We start from the raw sequence: 9,071 nt of genomic DNA, 5'->3' as shown, positions 1-9,071 counted from the left end.
ATTATCCCGGTTTCGACCGTTTCGATCATTGATACGGTAGCGTATCAGGGACGCGCCGGGTTAGCAATACGGTACCGTATCACAATCGGGAGAGCGTCCGCTTGACCATCGCCACCGCAAACGACGCCCGCGCCGAGGTCTGGATCGAGGCGGGATTTGCCGAGCTGGCGCGTTCCGGCGCGGAGGGCGTGCGGGTCGAGGTGCTGGCCAAGAATCTCGGCGTCACCAAGGGCGGCTTCTACCGCCGCTTTCGCGACCGGGCGGCGCTGCTGGAAGCGATGCTCGCGAACTGGAGCATGGGGCGCATCGCCGCGATCGAGGCGCAGACCAGTCTCGACGGCGTCACCGCACGGGAACGGCTGCGCGCGCTGATCAGGCTCTACTCCGAGCGGATGAATACGGATGCGATGGCGATCGAGCTCGCGATCCGGCAATGGGCGCGCACCGACGAGAAGGCGGCAGCCGCGGTCGCCAGCGTCGATGCCGCGCGGCTGAAGAATGTCGGCCAGCTCTATCGCGCCACCGGGCTTGCCGGAGAGGAGGCGGACGCGCAGGCCTTCCTGTTCTACAGCTTCATCTTCGGCCAGAGCCTGCTGTTCCTCGAGCGCGGCCCGCGCCGGCGCGCGCAGCTGGTGGCGAAGTCGGCGGGCAAGCTGGTGGAAGACGAAAAATGAAACGCGGCCGGCTCGTTTGCCGGCCGCGTGGTCGTCTGAGGACGGCTTACGCCGCGCCCTTCAGCTTCTTGGTGCATTCGCTGTAATAGCCGCCGCCCTTCTGGATCCACTTCATGCCGCCATTGGCATTGGTGGCCTTGTTGGCGTTGTACTGGTCGACGCAGGTGTGCATGCGCGCCTTGCCTTCGGTCTCCTTGGAATATTTCGGATTGACCGCGGTCGGGAACACCGCGGGACCGGCCGGCGCGGCGGGTGCAGCTTCCTTCTTCTTGGCCTCCTTGGTCGCCTCCTTGCTCCCCTCCTTGGACGCCGCCGTAGTGGCCGCGGCGGCAGGCGCAGGCGTAGCATCGGGACCGCACTGGGCCTTGCGGAAGTCGTTCCACTTCTGGCCGCCCAGCGTGCCGGCGGCCTTGGCGGCCTGGTACTTGGCGCTGCATTCCTGCGAGGTCAGCGCCTGCGCCGGCGAAGCGGCGGCAAGGGCGAAACCGGCAAGCGCAGCGGCGCAGAACAGTTTGGCGTGGGTGTTCATTCCTGGTCTCCCTGGGGAATTGGCTTGAGGGCCGCATCGTAGCGCAACCGAAAGGTGCGACAACGCACCACCTATCTCCGGGCCAAAAATATAATTTCCGGGCGAGGCGGCGCCGTTCATCCGGCGTTCATATTTCCGGTGAAATGAGGAAAAATACCGGAACGATAGATGAACACTGCAGTATATATTCGATTATTTGCTTCCGTTACCGTATCAAATACGTAGTTTACCGTATGTATACCGGACGTCGATTTTCCAAACAATACGCGGGATCGACAACGGACGAATATCCATCGCCGCGCCAACTCCCGCTCATGGCACCCGGCGGCGAACCCGGTCAGATTGGCGACGACTGCCGACCAAGGTTCATTTTTGCTGCAACGTGCTCCAATTGCAGACTGGGTCGTGCGCATTGCTGCACCGCATTGACGCATTTGTCGCTGGGAAGCGGATTTGCCATAAGGCGGCGTGTCCCTGATCCCTGCATCGAAGATTCCTGCCCTGCCCGGCCGCGCCGAGACCTTGCGCGTGCTGGAGACGCTGGCGATCGGCACGGCGGGCGGCCTGCTGTTCACCTGGGCGCAATTGCCGGGCGGGCTGATCTCCGGCGCGATGATCGCGGTCGGCGCTGCTTCGCTTGCCGGCCGGCAGCTGGCGCTGCCGCCGGTGATGACCCAGACGGTGCTGGTGCTGCTCGGAATCTCGCTCGGCTCGCTGGTGTCGCGCCAGCTGATCCAGCACATGAGCGCCTATCCGCTCACCATCGGATTGCTGGCGCTGGCAACGTTTCTTTCGACCTTCGGCTCGAGCTTCTATCTGCAGCGCATGCACGGTTGGGACCCGACCTCGGCGCTGCTGGCCGGCAGCCCCGGCGCGCTGTCGCAGATCACCATGCTGGCGGTGGAAAAAGGCGCCGACGTCGCCGGCATTGCCGTGGTGCAGACCATCCGCGTGATCATCCTCACCGCGGCGCTGCCGCTGCTGCTGGCGGTGACCGGGATCGCGGCTTCCTCGCCGCCGGCGCTGACCGGCGAGATCGCCTCGCCCGCTGGACTGGCGGCGCTGATTGCGGCTTCCCTGGCCGTGGCGCTGCTGCTGCGACTGGCCAGATTTCCGGCGAGCTGGATGTTCGGCGCGATGCTCGCTTCCTCCGTGCTGCACGGCACGGGCCTGGTCGAAGGCGGCCTGCCGGACTGGCTGCGCAACATCGCGCTGGCCGGCATCGGCGCGCTGATCGGCAGCCGCTTTGCGCGGATCCGGTTGTCGACCCTGCGCAGTCACATCGCCGCCGGCCTCGGCTCGTTCACGATCGCGATTCTGATTTCGTCGATCTTCGTCGCCGTGCTCGTCATGACAACCAATGTGCGGCTTTCCGACATCATGGTCGCCTTCGCGCCGGGCGCGATGGACGCGATGCTGGCGCTGGCGCTGACGCTGCACATCGACCCGATCTTCGTCGGCGCGCATCACCTGTCGCGCTTCGTCTTCGTCAGCATCACGACGCCGGGCATCATCCACCTGTTCGGACGGCCGCAGGACGACGTGGACGATTAGATTCCTGCGTAGGGCGGGCAAAGGCGCTCTTGCGCCGTGCCCACCATCGCGGTCCGAGCTCTTGAAGGTGGGCACGCTGCGCTTTGCCCACCCTACGAATCCCGCACTCTCTGGAGTCAAACCCGCTTCGCCGAGGCGACAAAGCCCCACAGTGCGATGGCGGCCATCGCGAGCGAGATCAGCACGTTGTAGCCGGCCAGCGACAGGCCGAGGAAACGCCACTGCACCTCGTCGCAGCGGACCACCTTCACCTTGTCGAGCTGCTCCAGCAGATTGCCGGCCTTGCCGAAATCCACCAGCGGCCCGCTGCAATCGGTGGGGCCCGGCCAGAACTGCCATTCGACGCCGGCGTGATAGCCGCCGAGCCAGGCATTGGCGAGCGTTGCGAGCAGCAGGATGACGAAGCCCGCCATCAGCACCTGCCGCGGCGCGCCGCGCGAGGCGAAATACGCGAGGAAAGCCGAAAGCGGCAGCGCGAGATAATAGGCGTAGCGCTGCTCGAGGCAGAGCGGACAGGGGCGGATGTCGAGCACGAGCTGGAAAAACCAGGCGCCGGCCAACGTCGCCGCCGCGATCACGGCAATCGCCGATGCCGCGAGCAGCGCGGGATTGGCGGCAATGCCCTGTCGTGACGGAGTGGCGGTGGCAAGTGTCACATTGGTTTCCTTCGTGCTGGACGCCATAGCGGTATCGCGCGCCGCTTTTCCTGTCGAGGCGAGCCATTATCACATCCGCGCGGGTTGACCGGAATGGGCCTGCCGCTATATTCCGCCGGCTTCGCGCCACCGGCCCTCTGGGCCCGTGTCCGGAGGCCCCTGTGGCGGAACTGGTAGACGCGCTCGACTCAAAATCGAGTTCCGCAAGGAGTGCTGGTTCGATTCCGGCCAGGGGCACCAGCCTTCGCTGCTTCGCAGCTACGGCTCGGCGAGCCAGGCTCCACCGCATCGTAGCGAAGCAATGAAGGCTGCCGCGGCGTAGCCCGAAGGGCGAAGCCGGGCGACGTCAGCTCACGCCGCCTTGTTCTTCTTCCCGGCTTTCGCGCCAGCCTCCGCCTGCTTCGCCCTCTCCAGCACCTCGCGGAGTGCGGCTGTGGCTTTGTCGGCGGCGTGGTCGCAATGGGCGTGGGCGTCGCAGGCCGCGTGGCCGGAGACTTCCACCTTGTTGCGGCCACCATCCTTGGCGCGGTAGAGGGCGTCGTCGGCGACGCGGAGCACGTCCATCAGCGTGGCGCCGGCTTCGGGGAAGACAGCGACGCCGGCAGAGATAGTGACGCGCGGCAAATGGCCCTCGGCGTAGCGGATGTTCAGCGCCTCCACCTTGGCGCGCAGTTCCTCGGCACGCGCGGCGGCGTCCTGCAGGTTGACGTTCGGAAGCATGACGACGAATTCCTCGCCGCCGAAGCGGCAGGGCACGGCGTCCTCGGCGAACTGCGTGGCCAGGATCTCGCCGACATGGCGCAGCACGGTGTCGCCGGCGTCATGGCCGTGATTGTCGTTGAACTTCTTGAAGTGATCGACATCGAGCGTAATGACGCTGACGGGATGCTTGTGCCGCGTCGCGCGCAACAATTCGCGCCGCGCGGTCTCCAGCAGATAGCGGCGGTTGTTGAGCCCGGTCAGCACGTCGCGCACCGACTGGTCGCGCAGGCCTTCCCTCAGTTTCATGTTGGCGATCGCAATCGCCAGATGCTCAGCGCAGGCAGATCCCAGCCGCGCGCGGTCGGCGAAGCGCGCCTTGGCTTCTTCCGCGGTCTCCGATGCGTCGGCGGTGTATTCGAGATGCAAGAGGCCCACCGTCTCGCCATGGGCGAGAATCGGGATGCAGCAGTAATTCTCGTTGACGGTCGAATGCACGTGGTCGCAGTGGAATTCGACTTCGCTGGTGCCATGCACATAGGAGTGGCCGCGGCGCAGGCTCCAGCAATCCTCGGGATGGATGCTGGCGGTGTGCGAGCGGCCGTTCCACTCGGCCGCCACCTCCAGCACGTCGCGTGAATTGGCGTAGATGAAGAGCGAGCCCTTGCATTCCGGCATCAGCCGGCCGAGCACCGACGAGATCATGCCGTAGAGCTCGCCTTCGGACTTGGCCGACTGCAGCCATTCGGACAATTCCGACAGCGTGCGCGTCGCCGCGTTGAGCCGCTCGTTCTCGACCAGGCTCTTCTTGAACACGGTGAGCGCCCGGGCCATCAGGCCGAGCTCGTTGCCGCGATCGGCATAGGGAATCTCGGTCTCGAGATTGCCCCTGGCGATCTGCTCCATGCTGGAGGTGATGCGGTGAATCGGCGTGGAGACGTCGCGCACCACGAAGATCAGCGTTGCGAGCCCGATCAGGATGCTGACGGCGTTCACGATCCACAGGATCGCGGAATAATAGTGGCTCTCGGCGATCGCCTCGTCGATCGCGGCGTCCGCCTCCTGGTTGGCGAGCTTGATGCCATCATTGATGAGGTCGACCACGGCCTGGAAATGCGCCTCGGTCTCGACGTTCACCAGATTGGAAAATTTCACCTGGTCCTTCGGCGCCTCGGGATCGACCAGGAGCTCCTGATATTTTCCGTATTGCGTCCACTTGTGGGCGAACTGGTCGAAGATCAGCTTCAGCGGCGACGCCGGATTGAGGCTCGCCCTGGTGTCCTCGATCTTCTTGTCGAGTGCGGCGACGCGGCGGCGGAACGATTGCTCGACTTCGGCGCGCTGCTCCGGCGTCGCGGTGAGCGCGATGCGGTAGGAGGCGGAGCGGACGCGGGCGATGCCGAGATTGATCTCGCCGAGCGCACGCAGCTTCGGCAGGCGGTCGCGGCCGACGGTCTCGATGGTGTCCTGCAATGCGGAGAGCCGCATCTTGGTCGCGATCGACAAGCCGCCGAGAATGACGAGCAGCAGGAAGATCGAGGTGAGGAGCGATTTCTTGATCGAAACGCTCAGCGACTTGTTGCCCAGTTTCAACGCCATGTTTGCAACGCCTTCAATAAAACCCGTTTTCCCGGGCAAGGCGCGCCACCGCGCTGACAAAATAATCCCCTGCCCCAATTTCCCCAGCCTGACTAAAGTTCCCGGCGCTTGCGAATTGGTTAAGTGAGGAGGCGGCGCGGCGGCAGGCGGAGCCGATGACAAGGGATGGTGCCGGGCAAGACAGAGATTTTGGCGAATGGAATCAAAGTGAAATCGCTGGCTTGCGCGATCCGTCCCGATGGCTTGCGCCAAGCTCCCTAACGCGTGCAAAGGTTAATGAGGGCATGGCGGGGCTGGTTAATGGCGGATGATGACCCTCTCTCCTTGCAAGGGAGAGAAGGGGAAGCGTCAGTGTGGAAACACACCTCCTCGTTCCCGCGGCAGGTTTTCGCCCGGGTTTTGCATCTTCGTCGGCCCTCTCTCTGACTGAGGGCGCAGGGAAAGCCGGGCGCCGACTGCGCCCGCATCACCGTGTGCGAAGTGTAGCGAAAGGAATGCACACGCTGAACACCAGCAGCGCGTCGCGCGCCGAGCCCATCGCGCTCAACAGCAGCAGCAAGATCATGACGAAGCACGCCGGCAACACGATGGCGAGGCGCTGGCGTGCGGCGGCGAGATTCTCCGACTCACCGCCCCAGGCGATCCAGATCGGGCCGATCCGGGGCTTGCCAGCGAACATTGTAACGTCAACGCGCGCCGCGAACGCCGGCCATTCTCATGGCATCACGTCGGAACCGCGTCCTCCGGGCAGTTGATCAGCCGCGCCGGCACGCCGACTGCAGTGCAGCCGGCCGGCACGTCGCGCGTGACCACGGCGCCCGCGCCGATCCTGGCGAAATCGCCGATGACGATGTCACCGATCACGCTCGAGCCGGAAGAGAGCAGCACGAAGCGGCCGATGCGCGGGGCGCGTGCGGGATTTTCCGGCTTCCGGCCGATGGTGACGTTCTGCAGGATCGTCACGCCGTCGCCGATGCAGGACAGCGCGCCGATGATGATGCCGGTGGCATGATCGAGGAACACCGAGCTGCCGATCGACGCCGAGGGATGGATGCTGACCTGCAGCCGTTCGGACGACGCGCTCTGCATCAGGAGCGCGAAGTCGCGGCGGCCGCTCTGCCAGAGCCAGTTCGAGACGCGCCAGGCCTCGAGCGCAACATAGCCCTTGAAATTGAGCAGCGGCGGCAGCAGCGCCGTGGTCGCGGGATCGTGATGGACGATGCCCTGCAGATCGAGGTTTGCGGCCTCGACGAGTTCCGGCGCGGCGGCAAAGGCCTCGTGGGCGACGCGCGTAAACCGGGCGCGGTCGTCGTCCCCGCTGCCGAGCCGCTGGCCGATCTGGAACGCGAGCGCGCTGCCGAAATCGGGATGATCGAGGATGGATTGGGCGAGCGAACTGGCGAGCACGGGATCGCTGCCCGCGATCGCCTCCGCCTCGCCGCGGACGGATTGCCAGAGTTGTTCGGCTGAAGCCATGTTGCTCTCCCCGATGACACCGGGAATGTAGGGTGGATCAAGCGAAAGCGGAACCCTCGCCGGCTGTCATTCCGGGGCGCCGCGCAGCGGCGAGCCCGGAATCCATACGCCGAGGCGGCCATAATCTTGAGAGTCAGTCGACGGCTTTCTTTGAAACAACATCGGCCTGTAGTTATGGATTCCGGGCTCGTGCCAAGCGGCGCGCCCCGGAATGACGAAACAGAGATGTCGGCGCCCTTGACGAGAATCAGAAATCGACCCATATTGCCCGGGCGTGACGATCGCACCTGCCCTGCAAAGGGCAGCTTAAGACCGCCCAGGGCTCAACCCGGCGGTCTTTTGCGTTTTGGGGCATTTTTGCTCCGTCATTCCGCCAGACCTCAGATGCGCAATCGCGCATCGGGGAATCCCCGGATTCCGGGTTCACGCTTCGCGTGCCTCGGAATGACTCCCATAGCAAACCGCCCGTCTGCTTTAGCAAACGGGCGGCTCGTTGCCGTTCAGGACTTTGGGGGCTTGCGCCTGAAGGCTTAGCTCTGCGGCGGCTGGTCGTTCGGCGGCGTCGGGCGGTTCTTGTGCTGCGCCATGAAGGCGTCGAACTCTTCCTTGTCCTTGGCGTGGCGCAGGCGGACCAGGAAATCCTTGAACTCCTGCTGCTCCTCCTCGAGACGGCGCAGAGTTTCAGAGCGGTACTCGTCGAAGGCGCGGTTGCCCGAGGTCGGCGGGCCGAATCCCCAGCCGCCGCGCTCCATGCGGCCGCGCATGCGGTCCATCTTGTACTGCATCCGCTCCATCTTGTTGGCCCAGCGATCGCTATCGTGACGGCTCCAGCAACCCATTTTTCTGCTCCCGAGTGTGAAAAAGAGAAGGGCAAGTCCGATCGGCCACCAGATGATGAAGCCGAGGATCGTCACGGCGATCCAGCCCGGATGCCACGGCGATTCGAGCATGCGCGGGCGGTCGTAGCGTTCTTCCCCCTCGGGGGCCGGGCCGCGCCAGCGATTGACATCTGCGGTGTAGGCCATTTCCCTTCTCCATCCCGGCATCACGCCGTTGTGAATGTAAATAACATTTACATAGATAGCCCAACCGCCGGGATTGTCAAGCGGGAGCTCGAAGGCGTCCGCCAAGATTTTCTTGGAACCTTATTTCGGGCGGCCCCAAGGTCCGGATGGAGGTACCGGCGGCGGCTCGGCGGGCTTGGTGCCGCCCTGCGTGCCGGGCCTGCGATCGATCGGGAAGCCGAGGCCGCGCAGATAGATCAGCACTTCCGCTTCCAGCAGGTCTTCCGGCGACATCGGCAGCTTGCGCCGCGCCGCGTCGCCGCGCCCGAACAGCGAGGCGACGCCGTGCGACATCGACCAGATGTGCAGCGCCATCATCATCGCCGGCGGCCGCGGCACGCCGGGCGGCGCCAGCGCCGCCAAACGCTCGGCCGCGGCGCGGATGATGCCGAAAGCGCGCTCGGATGCAGCCAGAAGCGTTGGATTGGCGTCGACGGGCAGGCCCGATTCGAACATCGCCGAATAGAACGACGGCTCCTCGCGGGCGAAGCGCAGATAGGCCTTGCCCACCCGCTCGAAGGCGGTGACGGTGTCGGGACGGCCGTCGTCCCAGGCTTGCGTCAGCAACGCCTCGAACTGCTCGAAGCCGCGTTGCGCGATGCTCGACAACAACTCGTCGCGGTCGCGAAAATGCCGGTAGGGCGCCGCCGGGCTGACGCCGGCCATGCGTGCGGCGTCGGCAAAAGTGAACCCGGCCGCGCCCTTCTGCGCGATCAGGTCGAGGGCCGCCTGCAACAGCGCCTCCTTCAGATTGCCGTGGTGATAGCCGCGCTCGGCGCGCCGCTGATCCTTGTCCTTGCGCCAGCTCATGTGAAAGACT

9 protein-coding genes and 1 tRNA gene are annotated in these 9,071 nt (G+C 65.0%); 3 read left to right on the top strand and 7 right to left on the bottom strand.

Annotated elements, in window-relative coordinates:
* Positions 1–101: 101 nt before the first annotated feature.
* A complete protein-coding gene (locus HZB49_RS19645; RefSeq protein WP_291614376.1) occupies positions 102–674 on the top strand; it encodes a TetR/AcrR family transcriptional regulator in 573 nt (190 codons plus the stop codon).
* 46 nt (positions 675–720) lie between these two features.
* Here HZB49_RS19645 and HZB49_RS19640 read toward each other — a convergent pair whose 3' ends face one another.
* Complete coding sequence (locus tag HZB49_RS19640) at positions 721–1,203, bottom strand: hypothetical protein (RefSeq protein WP_291614375.1); 483 nt, start codon at positions 1,201–1,203, stop codon at positions 721–723.
* A 474-nt stretch (positions 1,204–1,677) separates the two neighbouring features.
* Between HZB49_RS19640 and HZB49_RS19635 the strand changes: the two genes are divergently transcribed.
* Positions 1,678–2,757 carry an AbrB family transcriptional regulator gene (locus tag HZB49_RS19635; protein WP_291614516.1) on the top strand — a complete coding sequence of 360 codons (1,080 nt, stop codon included), beginning with the start codon at positions 1,678–1,680 and terminating at the stop codon, positions 2,755–2,757.
* Between the two features lie 116 nt (positions 2,758–2,873).
* Here the strand turns inward: HZB49_RS19635 and HZB49_RS19630 are convergent, their stop codons facing one another.
* Complete coding sequence (locus HZB49_RS19630) at positions 2,874–3,440, bottom strand: disulfide bond formation protein B (RefSeq protein WP_291614373.1); 567 nt, start codon at positions 3,438–3,440, stop codon at positions 2,874–2,876.
* A gap of 128 nt (positions 3,441–3,568) precedes the next feature.
* On the opposite strand from HZB49_RS19630, the gene HZB49_RS19625 reads away from it, so the two are divergent.
* Positions 3,569–3,653 (top strand) — tRNA-Leu (locus HZB49_RS19625).
* A gap of 111 nt (positions 3,654–3,764) precedes the next feature.
* Here HZB49_RS19625 and HZB49_RS19620 read toward each other — a convergent pair.
* The 5 genes from HZB49_RS19620 to HZB49_RS19600 form a co-directional block, all read right to left on the bottom strand.
* Positions 3,765–5,711, bottom strand: a complete 1,947-nt coding sequence (locus HZB49_RS19620; RefSeq protein ID WP_291614371.1) for a diguanylate cyclase — start codon at positions 5,709–5,711, stop codon at positions 3,765–3,767.
* Between the two features lie 466 nt (positions 5,712–6,177).
* Positions 6,178–6,390, bottom strand: a complete 213-nt coding sequence (locus HZB49_RS19615; protein WP_291614369.1) for a hypothetical protein — start codon at positions 6,388–6,390, stop codon at positions 6,178–6,180.
* Positions 6,391–6,434: 44 nt separating this feature from the next.
* Positions 6,435–7,187: a serine acetyltransferase gene (locus tag HZB49_RS19610; protein ID WP_291614367.1), complete on the bottom strand. Its 753-nt coding sequence runs from the start codon at positions 7,185–7,187 to the stop codon at positions 6,435–6,437.
* A gap of 530 nt (positions 7,188–7,717) precedes the next feature.
* Positions 7,718–8,212 (bottom strand): DUF2852 domain-containing protein, encoded by a 495-nt coding sequence (locus tag HZB49_RS19605; protein WP_291614515.1) that lies wholly within the window; start codon positions 8,210–8,212, stop codon positions 7,718–7,720.
* A 120-nt stretch (positions 8,213–8,332) separates the two neighbouring features.
* The gene (locus tag HZB49_RS19600) at positions 8,333–9,061 is read right to left on the bottom strand and encodes a TetR/AcrR family transcriptional regulator (RefSeq protein WP_291614365.1); all 729 of its coding nucleotides are present in this window, start codon (positions 9,059–9,061) and stop codon (positions 8,333–8,335) included.
* Positions 9,062–9,071: the final 10 nt, after the last annotated feature.

Origin of the sequence: Bradyrhizobium sp. (assembly GCF_016219575.1) — a bacterium.
Lineage (GTDB): Bacteria > Pseudomonadota > Alphaproteobacteria > Rhizobiales > Xanthobacteraceae > Bradyrhizobium.
This window is presented reverse-complemented; position numbering and strand designations above follow the sequence as displayed.